The organism is Umezawaea tangerina (assembly GCF_003002815.1).
Classification (GTDB): Bacteria; Actinomycetota; Actinomycetes; order Mycobacteriales; family Pseudonocardiaceae; genus Umezawaea; species Umezawaea tangerina.
Window position 1 is genome coordinate 205,281 of the sequence record NZ_PVTF01000010.1, and the last position, 15,618, is coordinate 220,898.

At 72.1% G+C, this 15,618-nt stretch carries 15 protein-coding genes; 9 read left to right on the forward strand and 6 right to left on the reverse strand.

What is annotated here, in order from left to right:
* Positions 1-80 precede the first annotated feature (80 nt).
* The 5 genes from CLV43_RS31500 to CLV43_RS31520 all read left to right on the forward strand — a co-directional run bounded on the left by CLV43_RS31500 (position 81) and on the right by CLV43_RS31520 (position 5,698).
* Positions 81-1,157 (forward strand): quaternary amine ABC transporter ATP-binding protein, encoded by a 1,077-nt coding sequence (locus CLV43_RS31500; RefSeq protein ID WP_106191685.1) that lies wholly within the window; start codon positions 81-83, stop codon positions 1,155-1,157.
* Positions 1,157-3,127 (forward strand): ABC transporter permease, encoded by a 1,971-nt coding sequence (locus CLV43_RS31505; RefSeq protein ID WP_106191686.1) that lies wholly within the window; start codon positions 1,157-1,159, stop codon positions 3,125-3,127. Before CLV43_RS31500 ends, CLV43_RS31505 begins: the two co-directional genes overlap by 1 nt.
* Positions 3,128-3,177: 50 nt before the next feature.
* A complete protein-coding gene (locus tag CLV43_RS31510) occupies positions 3,178-4,158 on the forward strand; it encodes an ABC transporter substrate-binding protein (protein WP_106191688.1) in 981 nt (326 codons plus the stop codon).
* 57 nt (positions 4,159-4,215) lie between these two features.
* Positions 4,216-5,037, forward strand: coding sequence for a lytic polysaccharide monooxygenase auxiliary activity family 9 protein (locus tag CLV43_RS31515; protein ID WP_106191689.1), 822 nt, complete (start codon positions 4,216-4,218; stop codon positions 5,035-5,037).
* 154 nt (positions 5,038-5,191) lie between these two features.
* The gene (locus CLV43_RS31520; protein WP_106191691.1) at positions 5,192-5,698 is read left to right on the forward strand and encodes an MmpS family transport accessory protein; all 507 of its coding nucleotides are present in this window, start codon (positions 5,192-5,194) and stop codon (positions 5,696-5,698) included.
* Here the strand turns inward: CLV43_RS31520 and CLV43_RS31525 are convergent.
* Entirely contained in the window at positions 5,670-6,638 is a 969-nt protein-coding gene (locus tag CLV43_RS31525; RefSeq protein ID WP_245887128.1) for a LysR family transcriptional regulator, read from the reverse strand. The two genes, CLV43_RS31520 and CLV43_RS31525, sit on opposite strands and share 29 nt — an antisense overlap.
* A gap of 179 nt (positions 6,639-6,817) precedes the next feature.
* On the opposite strand from CLV43_RS31525, the gene CLV43_RS31530 reads away from it, so the two are divergent.
* On the forward strand, positions 6,818-8,071 hold the full coding sequence (locus CLV43_RS31530) for an MFS transporter (protein WP_106191694.1): 1,254 nt from the start codon (positions 6,818-6,820) through the stop codon (positions 8,069-8,071).
* Between the two features lie 3 nt (positions 8,072-8,074).
* Here CLV43_RS31530 and CLV43_RS31535 read toward each other — a convergent pair whose 3' ends face one another.
* The 3 genes from CLV43_RS31535 to CLV43_RS31545 form a co-directional block, all read right to left on the reverse strand.
* Entirely contained in the window at positions 8,075-8,710 is a 636-nt protein-coding gene (locus CLV43_RS31535) for a DUF4360 domain-containing protein (RefSeq protein ID WP_106191696.1), read from the reverse strand.
* Positions 8,711-8,809: 99 nt separating this feature from the next.
* Positions 8,810-9,439 (reverse strand): DUF4360 domain-containing protein, encoded by a 630-nt coding sequence (locus tag CLV43_RS31540; protein WP_106191698.1) that lies wholly within the window; start codon positions 9,437-9,439, stop codon positions 8,810-8,812.
* A 201-nt stretch (positions 9,440-9,640) separates the two neighbouring features.
* Complete coding sequence (locus CLV43_RS31545) at positions 9,641-10,267, reverse strand: alpha-ketoglutarate-dependent dioxygenase AlkB (protein WP_106191699.1); 627 nt, start codon at positions 10,265-10,267, stop codon at positions 9,641-9,643.
* Positions 10,268-10,410: 143 nt separating this feature from the next.
* On the opposite strand from CLV43_RS31545, the gene CLV43_RS31550 reads away from it, so the two are divergent.
* Positions 10,411-11,532 carry an aminotransferase class I/II-fold pyridoxal phosphate-dependent enzyme gene (locus CLV43_RS31550; RefSeq protein WP_245887129.1) on the forward strand — a complete coding sequence of 374 codons (1,122 nt, stop codon included), beginning with the start codon at positions 10,411-10,413 and terminating at the stop codon, positions 11,530-11,532.
* A 3-nt stretch (positions 11,533-11,535) separates the two neighbouring features.
* On the opposite strand, the gene CLV43_RS31555 is transcribed toward CLV43_RS31550, so the two are convergent.
* Together CLV43_RS31555 and CLV43_RS31560 are read right to left on the reverse strand one after the other, a co-directional pair.
* A complete protein-coding gene (locus CLV43_RS31555) occupies positions 11,536-12,912 on the reverse strand; it encodes an amidase family protein (RefSeq protein WP_106191701.1) in 1,377 nt (458 codons plus the stop codon).
* A 66-nt stretch (positions 12,913-12,978) separates the two neighbouring features.
* Positions 12,979-13,491 carry a mycothiol transferase gene (locus CLV43_RS31560; RefSeq protein ID WP_106191702.1) on the reverse strand — a complete coding sequence of 171 codons (513 nt, stop codon included), beginning with the start codon at positions 13,489-13,491 and terminating at the stop codon, positions 12,979-12,981.
* Positions 13,492-13,576: 85 nt separating this feature from the next.
* Between CLV43_RS31560 and CLV43_RS31565 the strand changes: the two genes are divergently transcribed.
* Positions 13,577-15,031 (forward strand): FAD-dependent monooxygenase, encoded by a 1,455-nt coding sequence (locus CLV43_RS31565; RefSeq protein WP_106191704.1) that lies wholly within the window; start codon positions 13,577-13,579, stop codon positions 15,029-15,031.
* Entirely contained in the window at positions 15,028-15,615 is a 588-nt protein-coding gene (locus CLV43_RS31570; RefSeq protein ID WP_106191705.1) for an acyl-CoA-like ligand-binding transcription factor, read from the forward strand. The genes CLV43_RS31565 and CLV43_RS31570 overlap by 4 nt, the downstream gene beginning before the upstream one ends.
* Positions 15,616-15,618: the final 3 nt, after the last annotated feature.

A 15,618-nucleotide genomic window follows, 5' to 3' on the forward strand; every position in this document is an offset into this window, starting at 1 on the left:
TCGACCAGGGTCGATGCTGTCGCGCATCCAGAAACAATGTGCGCGATCCGCAACAAGGCGCACGGTTTGGAGAGACCTACGTGGCGGCCCAAGATGTCGAGGTCGGACCGGTCGGTGCGGAGCGGCCCGACCCGGTGATCTCTGTGCGGGATGTGTGGAAGGTCTTCGGCCCCAAGGCCGAGGGGGTGCCGGGGTCGCCGGAGCTGTGCGCCCTCTCGCGGCGGGAGCTGATGGAGCGCACCGGCTGCACGGCCGCGGTCCGCGAGGTCGGGTTCGACGTCGCTCCCGGCGAGGTCTTCGTGGTGATGGGACTGTCCGGATCGGGCAAGTCCACCCTGGTGCGCTGCCTGACCCGGCTCGTCGAGCCGACCGCGGGCCAGGTGCTGTTCGAGGGCGAGGACATCCTCGCGGCCGACGCGAAGCGGCTGCGCGAGCTGCGCCGCAACAAGTTCTCCATGGTGTTCCAGCACTTCGGCCTGCTGCCGCACCGCAGGGTGCTCGACAACATCTCCTACGGCCTGGAGATCCGCGGCGTCCCGCGCGCCGAGCGGTCCCGGCGCGCGATGGAGGTCGTCGAGCTGGTCGGCCTGAGCGGGTACGAGAAGTCCTACCCGGACCAGCTCTCCGGCGGCATGCAGCAGCGCGTCGGCCTGGCGCGCGCCCTCGCGGGCGACCCGGACGTGCTGCTGTTCGACGAGCCGTTCTCCGCGCTCGACCCGCTGATCCGCCGGGACATGCAGAACGAGGTCATCCGGCTGCACCGCGAGGTCGGCAAGACGATGCTGTTCATCACCCACGACCTGGCCGAGGCGCTCAAGCTCGGCGACCGCATCCTGATCATGCGCGACGGCAAGGTCGTCCAGGTCGGCACCGGCGACGAGCTGGTCGGCGCCCCGGTCGACGACTACGTGCGCGACTTCGTCCGGGACGTGCCGCGCGCGAACGTGCTGACCCTGAAGTGGATCATGCGCGACCCGCGTCCCGACGACGTGCTGGACGGCCCCGAGCTCGGCCCGGACGTCGTGGTCCGCGACGCCACCCGCGCGGTGCTCGCCGCGGCCGCCCCGGTCAAGGTGGTCGAGAACGGAGAGCTGCTCGGCATCGTCGGCGACGAGGAGATCCTGGCGGTCGTGGCGGGGCAGGAGGCGGACGCCTGATGGCGGCGGTCGCACTGTCCAAAGTGGACCTCCGACGTCCCGGTCGCGGCGCCGTCGTCGCGTTGGTCCTGGCCCTGTGGCTGGTGTTGTGGGCCCTGCTCAAGGGGCTGCACACCCTCGCGCTCGGCCCGGCCCAGCTCACGCCGCTGCACCAGGCCGTCAACGACCTCAACGACTCCATCGGCGCGAGCCGCAACACCAACCCGCTGTTCCTCTACTTCTTCAACGAGATCCGGCTCGTCATCGACGAGTTCGTCACCTTCATCCAGTCGCTGATCGCGCAGCCCGCGTTCGGCAGGCCGCTGCCGCTGATCGGCTGGCTCGGCGTCGTCGCGCTGGCCGCGTTCGTGTCCTACGCGGCGGGCGGCTTCCGGGTCGCGCTGCTCGCGGCCGCCGGCTTCACCTTCCTGGGCCTGCAGGGCCTGTGGGAGGAGAGCATGGACACGCTCGCGCTGACGCTGGCGGCCGTGGTCATCGCGCTGCTGTTCGGCATCCCCATCGGCATCTGGGCCGGGCTGTCGGACCGGTTCAACCGGGTCATCACCCCGGTGCTCGACTTCATGCAGACCATGCCGACGTTCGTCTACCTCGCGCCGCTGACGCTGTTCTTCCTCATCGGCCCCGCGTCGGCGACCATCGCGACGCTGGTCTACGCCGCCCCGCCCGCCATCCGGCTCACCGCCTACGGCATCCGCAACGTCCCCGGCGACACCGTCGAGGCCAGCGCCTCGCTCGGCGCCACCGACGGGCAGACGTTGCGGAAGGTGCTGCTGCCCACCGCGAAGCGCACGATCATCGTCGGGATCAACCAGACCATGATGGCGGCGCTGTCCATGGTCACCATCGCCGCGCTGATCGACGCGCCGGGCCTGGGCAAGACGGTCATCAAGGCGCTGCAGACCCTCGACGTCGGCACGGCGTTCAACGCGGGCCTGGCGATCGTCGTGCTGGCGATCGTGCTCGACCGCGTGACCACCGCCGCGGGCGACCGGGTCGACCGCGCCCGGCTCACCCGGCGGCCGTGGGCCGCGCGGGCCAGGCAGGGCGGGCTGATCGGCGGCGGGGTGCTGACGCTGGTCGCGGTCTGGCTGTCCTACACCTACGTGTGGGCCGCGGAGTTCCCACCCGACGTGGAGGTCGGCAGCTCCATCGCCAAGGGCGTGACCACCGCGACGGACTGGGTGCAGAGCAACCTGTCCGGCATCACCAACGGCGTCAAGGACGTCGTGACGCTCGTGCTCGTGGACCCGTTGCAGTCGCTGCTGACCGGCTCCCCGTGGTGGCTCGTCGCCGCCGTGGTCGTCGCGCTCTCCGTGGTGCTGGGCGGGATCCGGGCCGCGATCGGCTCCGCGGTGTGCCTCGGCCTGCTGGTCGCCACCGGGCTGTGGCAGGACAGCATGGCGACCCTGGCCTCCACGCTCGTCGCGACCGCGGTCGTCATGGTCATCGGCGTCGCCGTCGGCGTCTGGATGGGCCGCAGCCCCGGCGCGGACCGGGTGATCCGGCCCGTGCTCGACGCGGCGCAGACCATGCCCGCCTTCGTCTACCTCGTCCCGTTCCTCGCGCTGTTCGCGGCGAGCCGGTTCACCGCCATCGTCGCCGCGGTCGTGTTCGCGGCGCCGGTGGCCGTCAAGATCGTCGCCGACGGCGTCCGCGCGGTCTCGCCCACCACGGTCGAGGCCGCCACGGCGTCGGGCTCCAGCACGTGGCAGACGATCACCAAGGTGCAGCTGCCGATGGCGCGGCAGGCACTGGTCCTCGCGACCAACCAGGGGCTCGTCTACGTGCTGTCGATGGTCGTCGTCGGCGGCCTCGTCGGCGCGGGCGCCCTCGGCTACGACGTGGTGGCCGGGTTCTCGCAGGGGCAGCTCTACGGCAAGGGGCTCGCGGCAGGTCTGGCCATCGTCGTGCTCGGCGTGCTGCTCGACCGCCTCACCCGCGCCGCCGCGGCCAGGTCCGGTCGGTCCTGACCAAGTGCAAGCGCCACCCCGGAGGTGGCGGAACGAGGAGGTTCGATCACGTGGCACTGAGCGGCAAGACCGGCATCCGCGGCGCGGGCGTTGCGCTCGCCGTCGCGTTGACCCTGGCCGGGTGCGGCGGCGCGAAGGTCGGTGACACCGGCAGTGCCCAGTCCGGGTCCACCGGCGACTGCGGGACCTTCAACATCGCGATCAACCCGTGGGTCGGCTACGAGGCCAACGCGGCCGTGCTCGCCTACGTGGCCGAGAAGCAGCTCGGCTGCAAGGTCACCAAGAAGGACCTGAAGGAAGAGGTGGCCTGGCAGGGCTTCGGCACCGGAGAGGTCGACGCGGTGGTCGAGAACTGGGGCCACGACGACCTGCGCGCCAAGTACGTCGACGACCAGAAGACCGCCGTGTCGGCCGGTTCCACCGGCGTCACCGGGCAGATCGGCTGGTACGTCCCGCCGTGGATGGCCGAGAAGTACCCGGACATCACCGACTGGAACAACCTCAACAAGTACGCCGACCTGTTCAAGACCTCCGAGTCCGGCGACAAGGGCCAGCTCCTCGACGGCGACCCCTCGTTCGTCACCAACGACGAGGCCCTGGTCAAGAACCTGAACCTCGATTACAAGGTCGTCTACGGCGGCAGCGAGACCGCGCTCATCCAGGCGTTCAAGCAGGCCGAGGAGAAGAAGACCCCGGTCATCGGCTACTTCTACTCGCCGCAGTGGCTGCTGTCGCAGGTGAAGCTGGTCAAGGTCAAGCTGCCCGCCTACACCAAGGGCTGCGACGCCGACACCCAGAAGATCGCCTGCGACTACCCCGACTACGACCTGGACAAGATCGTCAGCAAGAAGTTCGCCGACGCGGGCGGTCCCGCCTTCCAGCTGGTCAAGAACTTCAAGTGGACCAACGAGGACCAGAACCTCGTCGCCAAGTACATCGCCGAGGACAAGATGTCCGCGGACGCGGCGGCCAAGAAGTGGGTCGACGACAACGCCGACAAGGTCAAGGCCTGGTTGCCCGCGGGCAAGTAGGAAGTCCACCTGAACGTTCGCCGGGCGCCATCCGTATCCCCACGTGGAGGTGGGCGAGTGCGGACTCGTGCATGGTGGTGGGCGTCCGCGGTCGCGGTCCTGTACACGGCTCTCGCCGTCGGGACCGCGGCCGCGCACGGCGCGGTGGTGTCACCGGTCAGCCGGTCGGCCGCGTGCGGGGCCGACGGCGCGCAGCCGCAACCCGTCGCGTGCAAGGCGGCGCTGTCCGCCAGCGGTCCCAAGGCCTCCGCCGAGTGGGACAACATCCGCGTCGCCAACGTCAAGGGCCGCGACCGCGAGACCATCCCCGACGGCAAGCTGTGCAGCGCCGGTCTCCGCGAGTACGCGGGCCTCGACCTGGCCAGGGCTGACTGGCCCACGTCGAAGGTCGTCACCGGCGCCGTGAAGATCACCTACCGGGCGACGATCCCGCACAAGGGGACGTTCCGGCTCTACCTGAGCAAGGACGGGTACAAGCCGGAGAACCCCTTGCGGTGGGCCGATCTCGAAGAGCAGCCGTTCATGACGGTGACGGACCCTCCGCTGGTGAAGGACGCCTACACGCTGGCCGGGTCGGTGCCCGCGGGCAAGACCGGGCGCCACGTGATCTACACGATCTGGCAGAACTCGGACACACCGGACACCTACTACTCGTGTTCGGACGTGACGTTGGTGGCCGGGGCCTCGCAGGCGGGTGCCGCGCCCCCGCCCGGATCCCCGCAGCCCGGTTCCCCGCAGCCGGGGTCGGCCGTGGCGGCGCCGCAGGTGGACCGGCTGGCCTCGCTGGCGTCGCAGAAGGGCGTGCTCATCCCGGCCGGGATCGTGGTGCTGGGAGTGGTCGTGGTGGGCGGAGCGCTGTTCTGGAGGCGGCGCGCTTAGACGTTCTGGCGAGCCCGCACCGGTGGCACATCGCCGTGCCGCCGGTGCGGGGTTTTGACGGTCCGGAGTGGACTCGCCAGGCACGGGTGTAACGGCGAGCGGGCGGAACGCGACGCTTGAGGGGTCAGCCCGCCGCCCGTCGCAGGAGTGCCCGATGTCGCAGGATCCGGCCGTCCCGGCACCGAGGAACACCAAGAACTGGCTCTGGGTCGTCGGGCTCGTCGCGGTGCTCGTCGTGGCCGGTGTCGTCCTCACCGGCGGGTCCGGTGGCAAGACGGCCGCGGCGCCGCCGCCCGCCACGAGCACGTCCACCGAGGCCCCGCGGCCGGGGTTGGAGACCGCGCCCACGGCTCCCGCGGCGCCGCCGCCCGTGGTGCACATCGTGGTGTACGAGGTCACCGGCACCGGTACGGGTGACATCACCTTCGGCACGGACGGCGCGGGTGGGACCGAGGTGGTGACCGGGGCGGCGCTGCCGTGGACCACGACGGTCGAGCTGCCCGCCGGGGCGGAGCCGCAGAGCGCCTCCGTGGTCGCCGTGGGCGGCGCGTCGGAGATCGGGGCGCGGATCACCGTCGACGGGCAGGTCGCCCGCGAAGGAGCCTCCAGCCCCGCCTACAACTCCGTGTCGCTCACCGCGACCGTCGGCCCGCGGGCCTGAGACCGGCCCACTCCGGTGTCCAGGTGCCCGCGGCCGGTGCGGGGGTGCCGAGGTGGGCGCGGAGCGCGGCCAGCGCCGGGTGCGGGTTGTCGTCGCGCCACACCAGCGAGTGCGGGTACACCGGGACCGGGTCGCGCAGGGCGATCCGGCGCAGGTCGTAGTCGGCGGGCCAGAGCAGCCCGGACCCCTCGCCGATGAAGGTCGCCAACGTCGACGAGCCCGCGACCACGTCCAGCACGGGGCGGGTGCCGAAGTCGGGACCGGTCGCGTCCACGGTGAGCCCGAACGCGGCGGTCAGGTCGCGGTAGAACGTCCCCCACTCCGTCCGCAGGCCCACGCCGGGCATCCAGATCCGGTGCCCGCGCAGGGCGGTGGGCGTGACCGCGCCCGTGTCGGCGAGCTCGTGGGCCGGTCCGGTGAGGAGCTGGACGGGCTCGTCGTGCACCCGCTCGGCGCGCACGCCGTCGGGGAGCCGCCCGGCGGTGACGGCCCGGAAGGACACGTCGACCGCACCGGACCGGACGGCGTCGACGGCCGCGTCCCCGTCGGGGAGCGTCACGACGTCGAGCTCGGTGTCCGGGTGCGCGCGGTGGAAGTCGCGCACCAGGTCCGCGGGCGCGAGCCGCCGTCCGATCACGTCGACGCACAGGGCGCGGCGACCGGGGCGCACCGACGCGGCCGCCCGCTCCTCGGCCCGCAGGAGGTCGCGCGCGTGCGTCAGGAACGCCCGCCCGTCGGGGGTGAGCGACGAGCCGCGCGGGGTGCGGGCGAACAGCCGCACGCCGAGGTCGTTCTCCAGCGCCGCGATCCGCTTGGAGACGGCCTGCTGGGTGACCGACAGCTCCGCGGCGGCGTCCTGGAACCGGCCCGCCTCCGCGGCGGCGACGAAGGTGCGCACGGCGTCGAGGTCCACGGCGGCCGACTCTAGTGCGGTGACCACGATCCTCGGCGGGCATCTCCGGGCCCAGCCGCTCGCGAGGGACCGCCTGGGCGACAGAACTCCCCGGCAAGGGTTCGTGGCCACCGCACCGCGGGCACAACCGGTGGTTGTGGTGGCGGTTGTTTGACCCGCTCGCGCGCCGCTCGCTTGGATCTCCCGGACCGGGGGAGGAGTCCGCAGTGGTGGGTGGGCGGTCGCTGGGGCGGCGGTTCGGGTGGTTGTGGGCGGCGTACGCGGCCAGCACCTTCGGCACCAGGTTGGCGTTCGACGCGTTCCCGTTGATCGCGGTGCTGGTGCTGCACGCGGGTCCGGCGGAGGTGTCGGTGCTGGCGGCCGCCGGGCTGGCGGTCGGTGCGCTGGTGGCGGTGCCGCTGGGCCACTGGCTGGAGTTCCGGCGCAAGCGGCCGGTGATGGTGGCGATGGACCTGGTCCGGTTCGCCGCGCTGGTGACGGTCCCGCTGGCGCACTGGCTGGGGTGGCTGGGGTTCGGGCAGCTCCTGGTGGTGTCGATCGTGGTCGGGACGGCGGACATCGCGTTCCAGGCGGCGAGCGGGGCCTACCTGAAGTCGGTGGTGTCGGGGGAGGACCTGCTGGTCGCGAACGGGCGGTTCGAGTCGACCGCCTGGACCGCCACCGCGCTGGGTCCGCCGTTGGGCGGGGCGGCGATCGGGCTGTTCGGGCCGGTGGCGACGGTGGTGGCGGACGCGGTGAGCTACCTGCTGTCGGCGGCGGGGATCCGGGCGATCGGGGGCGGCGAGCCGCGACCCGTGCGCACCGGCGCGCCGGTGCGGGTGGGGGACCTGCTGGAGGGGTGGCGGTACGTGCTGGGCCACCCGGTGCTGCGCCCGCTGTTCTTCAACACGGTCCTGGTCAGCGGACTCATCATGGCGACGGCGCCGTTGCTCGCCGTGCTCATGCTTGGCCCGCTGGGGTTCGCGCCGTGGCAGTACGGGCTGGCGTTCGCGGCGCCCTGCGTGGGCGGGCTGGTCGGGGCGCGGACGTCGCGGCGGCTGGTCGGCCGGTTCGGGCGGCACCGGGTGCTGCGCGTGGTCGGGACGCTGCGCGCGTGCTGGCTCGTCGGGCTGGCGTTCGTCCACGCGGGAGCGTCCGGCCTCGTGCTGGTGATGCTGGTCGAACTCGGGCTGATCACGTGCATGGGCGTGTTCACCCCGGTGTTCGCCACCTACCGGCTGGAGCAGGTGCCGGACGACCGGGTCGTGCGCACGCTGTCGGCGTGGTCGATCTCCAGCAAGGCCACCATCGCGGTGCTGACGGCGTTGTGGGGGCTGCTGGCGGGTCTCGTCGGGCCGCGCGAGGCGGTCGCGGTGGCCGGGGTGCTGATGCTGGCCACGCCGTTGCTGCTGCCGCGCCGCGAGCACGCCGAGGAGCCGGGACCCGCGGTGGAGACCGCGGACCCCGGCGTCGGGCGCTGACGATCAGGGGCAGGTCTTCCACGCGAAGTGGTAGGTCGTCTCGATGCTGCCGTCCGTCGAGTCCATCGCCATGAAGCTGGTCGTCTTCTTCGGGTCCGAGGTGCCCACGTTCACGCGCAGCTCGGTGTTGATGTTGAAGTTGCGCAGCTCGCCGCACGGCGAGTAGACGATCGCGGCCACCTCGGTGGTGTCGGTGGCCTGCCAGTCGTCGCTCATCGGCCCGTTGTAGGTGTGGGACTTGTACGGGGTGGCCGACATGCCCTGGAAGTAGTAGTTGGCCCGCTCGGTGCCGCTGGCACCCGTCTCCAGGTGCGCGAACCCGCGGTAGTCGGCCTGGGCGATGCCGTAGGTGAAGCCCTGCGGCACGTTGACCCTCAGGTTGAGCTGGCAGTTCTTCCGGAAGTCGGTGGGCTGGGCGCCGATGCCGACCTGGGCGAGGAAGTCGCTGTAGGTCACCGTGAACGCCTTGTTGTCCGGCGAGACGGCCACCGCGGCCGTGCCCGTCGGGCAGCCCGACCCGAGGACCGTCACCACCTCGATGGTGATGTGGTCCGGTGGGGGAACGGTGCCCGGTGCGCCGCCGGGTGGGAACGTGATCGTGGACAGGGCCATGAGGGCGGCCGTGATCGCACTGAGCATGGGTGCACCTTTCTGAATGCGGTCATCCGTGAATGGCGGCGCGGCGAATGAAAACGTTTCTCAGGGCTTTGAAAACGTTCTAGACGGCCCTCGGGAATGTCAGGGGCACTGTTTCCACGCGAAGTGGACTGTCGTTCGAACGCTGCCGTCGGTCGAGTCCATGGCCATGAAGCTCGTCGTTTTCGAGATGTCCGAGGTGCCCGCGCTGACGCGCAATTCAGTGTTCAGGTTCAGGATCTTCTGCTCGCCGCACGGCGCGTAGACGATCGAGGCGACCTCCGTCTTGTCGGTGGCCTGCCAGTAGTCGTTGAGCGGCCCGTTGAACGTGTGGCTCACCTGGGCGGTCGGCGAGTTGCCCGCGAAGTAGTAGTTCGCCTTCTCCAGCCCCTTGGCGCCGTGCGCGAGGGAGCCGAACCCCCGGTAGTCGGCCTGCGCGATGCCGTAGGTGAAGCCCTGCGGGTAGGTCACGCGGAGGCTGAGCTGGCAGTTCTTCCGGAACTCGGTGGGCTCCGCACCCACGCCGATCTGCGCGAGGAAGTCGCTGTAGGTCACCGTGAACGCGGTGTTGTCGGCGGACGGGGCGACCGCCGCCGTGCCCGCGGGACAGCCGGATCCGTTGACCGTGACGACGGTGACGGTAATCCGCTCGCCCGGCGGGGAATCGACGGTCGTGGCAGGCGCTATGACCGTGGACAAAGCCATGACGGCAGCTGCCATCGTAGTGAGCATGGGATACCTTTCCGATACCTCTCGACCTGATGGCGGCGCAGGATTCGAACGGTAGCGCAAAGGGTCGGGCCTCGGCATCAGGCTGGATGGAGTAAAAATTCCCAGAGAATTTACTTGGCATCGGCGAAGGATGTCGGCGGCGGCCGGGGAATGACTCCCGTTGGATTTTCACCGGCTCGGCCGAAAGAACGTAGGGGTGTGTCAGCGTACGCCGCGGGGCCGGAACTGGACGCTGATGCGCGGCCCGACGGGCTTCGCGGTCTTCGGGATCGCGTGCTCCCACGTCCGCTGGCACGAGCCGCCCATGACGATCAGGTCGCCGTGCCCGAGCGCGTGCCGCACGGTCTCCCCGCCGCCGCGCGGCCGCAGCAGCAGGGCGCGCGGGGTGCCGACCGAGACGATCGCGACCATCGTGTCCTCGGTGGCGCCTCGGCCGATCGTGTCGCCGTGCCACGCCACGCTGTCGCGCCCGTCGCGGTAGTAGCACAGGCCCGCGGTGCGGAACGGCTCGCCGAGCTCCGCCGCGTAGTGCGCGCTCAACGCCGTCCGCGCGGCCTCCAGCACGGGGTGCGGCAGGGGTGCGCGCTCGTCGTAGAACGACAGCAGCCGCGGCACGTCCACGACCCGGTCGTACATCTGCCTGCGCTCGGCCACCCACGGCACCCCGCCCGCCAGCTCGGTGAACAGCTCCGACGCCCCGCTGAGCCAGCCCGGCCGCACGTCGACCCACGCGCCGCGGTCCAGCACCGTGCGGCGGACCGACGTGAGCTCGCGGAGCCCGATCGCCTCCGAGTCGTCGAACAACGACGCCTGCACCGGTACCGGCATGTCCGGCAGCGTAACCCAGGTCGAACGGGTGTTCGAGTTTGGAGTTTTCGTCCAACCTGGAGGTATTGTCCACGACCGGGGCGCGGTGCCCCGGTCGACGCCCGCCGCCCTCCACCCGCCCGCCGACCCGCGTGAGGATCCCGATGCTCCCTGAGTTCCGGCTGGAGTCGTACTTCGCGCGCTGGGAGTTCGCCGCCCGCCACCACCTGACCGCCTCGGACGCGCAGACGCTGTCGCTGACCGAGCTCCTCGACCTGGCCGACGACGACGGCAGGAAGCGCTGGGAGTCGCTGACCCTGGGCTACAGCGAGACCTACGGCCTGCCCGCGCTGCGGGAGGCCGTCGCCGACACCTACGACACCGTCGAGCCCGAGGACGTGCTGTGCTTCGCGGGGGCGGAGGAGGGCCTGTACCTGGCGATGACGACGCTGCTCGACGCGGACGACCACGTCGTCGTGGTGACGCCGAACTACCAGGCCGCCGAGACGATCCCGCTGTCGGTGTGCGAGGTGACCGGGGTCGCGCTGCGCGCCGACGAGGACTGGGCGCTGGACGTGGACGAGGTCGAGGCCGCGCTGCGGCCCACCACGCGGATGGTGTCGGTCAACTTCCCCAACAACCCCACCGGCGCCGTGCCGGACGCGGCCACGTGGACCCGGCTCGTGCGGCTGTGCGAGGAGCGCGGGGTCCTGCTGTTCAGCGACGAGGTCTACCGCGGCCTCGACCGCGCGCCCGCGCTGCCGCAGGCCGCGGACCTCTCGCCCACGGCGCTCTCGCTCAACGTCATGTCCAAGGCCTACGGCCTTCCGGGGCTGCGGATCGGCTGGATCGCCTGCAAGGACAGGGCTCTGCTCGCCCGCCTCGAGCGCGCCAAGCACTACACGTCGATCTGCAACGCCGCGCCGAGCGAGGTGCTGGCGCTGATCGCGCTGCGGGCCCGCGACCGCGTGCTGGGCCGCAACCGGCGGATCGTCGAGGAGAACGTGCCGCTGTTCGACGCGTTCTTCGCGCGCTTCCCCGACCTGTTCGAGTGGGCGCCGCCGAAGGGAGGGTGCGTGGCCTACCCGCGCTACCTCGGGGCCGACGGCGTCGAGGCGATGTGCGCGGACCTCGTCGAGCAGGAGGGCGTGTTGTTGTTGCCCGCCCGCATCTTCGCCTCCGCGTTGACGCCCACGCCGACCGACCGGTTCCGCGTCGGCGTCGGCCGACTCGGGCCGGGCGAGGCCCTCGACCTGTGGGCGGACTGGTTGGAACGGCGGCGCTGAGGACTACCGCGGCGGCCGCCGGTACCCGCCGAGGACGTCGGCGGCCAGCTCGGCGAACGTGATCGCGGTGTCGTCCTCGTGCGGTGGCCCGACCACCTGCGCGCCCACCGGGAGCCCGCCCGCGGTCAGCCCGACCGGGGCGGACACCGCGGGCAGGCCGGGCAGGGACGCGTGCGCGACCCAGAACGGCAGCGCGTCGTAGGGCCGGTCGCCCTCGGGCGTGCCGATCACGCGGTCGGCGAACGGCCTGGTGTCGTGCGGGAACGCGGGCGTGAAGGTGGTGGGGCACAGGAACACGTCGACGTCCTCGAAGTACCGCGACCACGCCGTGCGCGCCGCCATCCGCCGGGCCTCCTGCTCGACGACGGCGCTCAGCGGCGCGAAGTCCTCCGGCTCCTGGAAGGCGAAGAACAGCCCCACCTGGAAGCCGAACGACTCGGCGTCGCGCGTCGGGTCCACGCCCTGCGGCCAGCCCTCGACGACCTCCACGCCTGCCGCGCCGAGCGCGTCGACCGCGTTCGACAGCACGGCGCCGACCTCGCCGGACACCGGTGCGTCCCGGTGGTCGAGCACGACGCCGACGCGGAAGTCGGCGAGCCTGGTGCTCCGCGGCGGGGCGAGGTGCCACGAGTACGCCCGCGCGGCCGGCCCCTCGGGGCCACCGGTGACCCGGAGCGCCGTGCGCAGGTCCGCCGCGGACCGGGCGAGCGGTCCGACCGACGACAGGTACCGCCAGTCGCTCGGCGCCGCCGTCGTGCGCGGAACCTGGAAACCGGTCAGCGGCACGGTGTCCACGCTCGGCTTGAGGCCGTAGACACCGCAGAACGCGGCGGGCACGCGGATCGAGCCGACCAGGTCCGAGCCGTACTCCAGGAAGGACAGACCGGCGGCCAGCGCCGCCGCGCCGCCGCCGGTCGAGCCACCGGGCGTCCGGTCGGGGTCCCACGGGTTGTCGGTGCGACCGTGGACGGGGTTGGCCGTCTGGCCGAAGTCCGCGAGCATCTCGTGCACGTTCGTCTTGCCGATCACGACGGCGCCCGCCGCGGTCAGCCGCGCCACGACGGTGGAGTCCTCCCGCGCGACGAAGTCGGCGAACGCCGGGTTCCCCCACGTGGTGCGCATCCCCGCGACGTCGAAGGCCTCCTTGACCGTGATCGGCACGCCGTGCAGCGGGCCCACGTCGTCACCGCGCGCCAGTGCCGCGTCGGCCTCGTCGGCGGCCCGCAGGGCGACGTCGCGCCGCAGCTCGACCACGGCGTTGACCGCGGGGTTCGCGGCGTCGACGCGGTCGAGCTGCAGCGCGGTCAGCTCGCGCGCCGACAGCTCCCCGCGGCGCAGCAGCGCCGCGGCCTCGGTGGCGGATCCGAAGAGGACGTCCACGGTGTGCTCGCTTCCGGTGCGGGTGGGACGGGCGTCACCGGTCTACGGTCTGACGCCGTGTGAGGGTCAACCCAGCAGCCCGCGCACGAACGCCGCCTGCCCGGCGTGCTGGAGGTCGTCGGACAGGACGCTGACCAGCCGGACCGAGAGCGTCACCGGCGGGTCCCAGCGCTGGTCGACGACGCGGCCGAAGTCCTCGTCGGTCAGCGTGCGCACGTACTCGGTGGACGCGCGGTGCACGGCGTCGTGGTAGCCGAGCAGCAGGTCCGCCGTGCGGCCGCCGACCGCGTCGACGTCGTCGGAGGTGTGGCCGTAGCCGGTCGCGGAGTCGTCGAAGGGGAGGTCGAACTTCTCCGCCCAGCCCTGCCCGGTCCAGGTCTGCTCGACGCCCGCCAGCTCGGCGACGTGGTCGTCCTGGACGCGGGTGAGGTGCCACACCAGCCAGGCGATCGAGTTGGCGGTGCCGTCGACGCGGTGGGCCAGCTGGTCGGGGGTGAGGCCGTCGGCGGCCTGGTGGGCGACCTCCCGGACGCGGTCGAGTGCGTCGGTGAGGAGCGCGGTGCTCGTCTCGGTGCTCATGCCCACGACCGTAATCCCGACCGGCGCGGCTGTCCCGTCTGAAATTGTTATTGACTACCAACTGGTATTGAGTAACACTTCAGCCATGACAACCACGGTGGTAGGTGCCGGTCCGACCGGACTGGTGTTGGCGTGCGGCCTGCTCGCGGCAGGCGTTCCCGTGCGGCTGGTGGACGCGGCGGCGGGTCCCGCCGTCACGTCCCGCGCACTCGGTCTCCAACCGCGCGGGGTGGAGGTGCTGGACCGGCTCGGGGCGCTGGGCGACCTCCCGGAGCGGTCGATCGAGGTCGACCGGATCGCGATCTCGGTCGGCGGGAAACCCCTGGGGGAGCTGGAGGTCGGCCGGGTCACCAAGCTGGTCGAGCGGCGCGGGCTGCTGATCTCGCAGGCCGAGGTGGAAGGCGAGCTGCGCGGGCGGTTCGCCGACCTCGGCGGTGTCGTCGAGTGGGGCACCGCGCTGACCGGGATCACCCAGGACGACCGGGGCGCGCTGGTGCGCACCGCCGACGGCCGGGAGGCGCGCACCGACTGGGTGGTGGGCTGCGACGGGGCGCACAGCGCGGTGCGCAAGGCGGTGGGCGTCGGGTTCCCCGGCGTGCCGCTGGTGGAGCGGTTCCTGCTCGCCGACGCGCACGTCGACCTGCCGCGCCCGCGCGACGCCGTCGCCGTGTGGCTCGACGGCGAGGACCTGCTGGCCGCGTTCCCGTTGCCGGGCACCGACCTGTGGCGGCTGATGGCGCCCGCGCCCGCCGGTTTCCCCGACGACGGGGACATCGCCGCGGTCATGGGGAAGCTGCTGCGCGAGCGGGCGGCGCTACCGGACGCGGTGGTCGGGTCGACCGACTGGACGTCGAGCTTCCGCTTCCACCGCAGGCTCGCCGACACCTACCGGGTCGGCCGGGTGCTGCTCGCGGGGGACGCGGCGCACATCCACAGCCCGTTCGGCGGGCAGGGCATGAACACCGGGCTGGGGGACGCGGAGAACCTGGCGTGGAAGCTCGCGCTGGTCGCGTCCGGGCACGCCGAGGCGTCGCTGCTGGACACCTACGAGGGCGAACGGCGGCCGGTCGCCGAAGGCGTGCTGTCCTCCACCAGCGGCATGACGAAGCTGCTGATCGGCGGGTCGCCGCCCGCCCGGCTGCTGCGCGACCACGTGGTGGTGCCGATGATGAACCGCGGCTTCGTGCAGAAGGCGGTCTGGGACCGGTCCTCCCAGCTCGGGATCACCTACCGGCGCGGTCCGCTCGGCGGCCACCGGTTCGGCCGCGGTCCCCAGCCGGGCGACCGCGTGCCCGACCGGCCCGTCGTCCTGGGGAGCACGCCGACCAGGCTGCACGCGCTGCTCGGCCACCGCTGGGTGCTGTTCGGCGGCGAGCGGTCCGCCGTCGTGGCCCGCAAGCGGCTGGGGGAGGACCGCGTCGTGGTGCTGCCCGCCGACGGCGACACCCTGCTGATCCGCCCCGACGGCCACCTCGCGTGGCGCGGCCAGGAGGCACCCGGCGTGCTGGACTCGAGGCTGACCGGCATCCTTGGCACGTGAGCACGCCAGCACCGGGACTGCGGGAACAGCGGAAAGCACGGACCAGGAAGGCCATCCAGGAACACGCGCTGCGGCTGTTCCTGGCCGACGGCTACGACGCGACCACGGTCGAGCGGATCGCGTCGGCCGCCGGGGTGTCGCACATGACGTTCTTCCGCTACTTCCCCAGCAAGGAGGCGGTCGTCGAGAACGACGAGTACGACCCCCTGCTGATCGAGTTCATCCGCACCCAGCCCGCCGAGCTCGGCCCGCTCACCGCCCTGCGCAACGCCGTCGTCCTGGGCATGCGCGAGGTGTACGACACCGACAAGGACGCCCTGCTCGCCCGCACCAGGCTCATCCTCACCACACCGGCGCTGCGCGGCCGCCAGTGGCGCAACGGCGACAGCACCCAGCGGCTGTTCGCCGAGGCGCTGGCCACCCGCACCGGCGGCGACATCACCTTCGAGCTCCGCGTCCTGGCCGCCGCCGTGCTCGGCGCGCTGTCCACGGCGCTCACCGCCTGGGTCGAGGGCGACGGCGCGGAGGACCTGCCGTCGCTGATGGAACGGGGCTTCGACGTCCTGGGGCACCTGGACTCCTGACCA